This window comes from Mesorhizobium sp. M1E.F.Ca.ET.063.01.1.1, assembly GCF_003998155.1.
In the GTDB taxonomy this organism is placed as follows: domain Bacteria; phylum Pseudomonadota; class Alphaproteobacteria; order Rhizobiales; family Rhizobiaceae; genus Mesorhizobium.
Window position 1 is genome coordinate 1 of the sequence record NZ_RZSC01001769.1, and the last position, 391, is coordinate 391.

Annotated in this window: 1 pseudogene; it reads right to left on the bottom strand. The window is 67.0% G+C overall.

Annotated elements, in window-relative coordinates:
• Positions 1-54: 54 nt before the first annotated feature.
• Positions 55-391 (bottom strand): annotated as a pseudogene (locus EOA29_RS40805) (anhydro-N-acetylmuramic acid kinase); the annotation flags it as partial.

A 391-nucleotide genomic window follows, 5' to 3' on the forward strand; every position in this document is an offset into this window, starting at 1 on the left:
CGGCGACGCTGACGGCCTTCACCACGTCCGCCGTCGGCAAGGCGCTCGACCTGTTGCCGCGCCGTCCTCGGCGCCGAGCCCGTCGGCCATCGCTGCGGTGAAGTCGAAGCGGTCGAGCGACTTCGGATAGGGTTTTGTCAGGTAAGGATGCTGCAGCAGCCTGGCGAGCCTTGCCTCGTCGACCGTGCCCGCGGCCGCCAGCTTGCCGTCCCGGTCCATCTCGCCGAGACCTTTCGCCTTGATGAAATCGTTGACCGGCGCATTGGCCGGTCCGGTGTCGAATGCGACGATATTGTCCTTGCCATCCCACCAGGTGATGTTGCCGACGCCGCCGAGATTGAGCACGGCGGTGTCGCCGCTGGCGTCGGCCTCTTTCAGCAGCGCCGCGTGA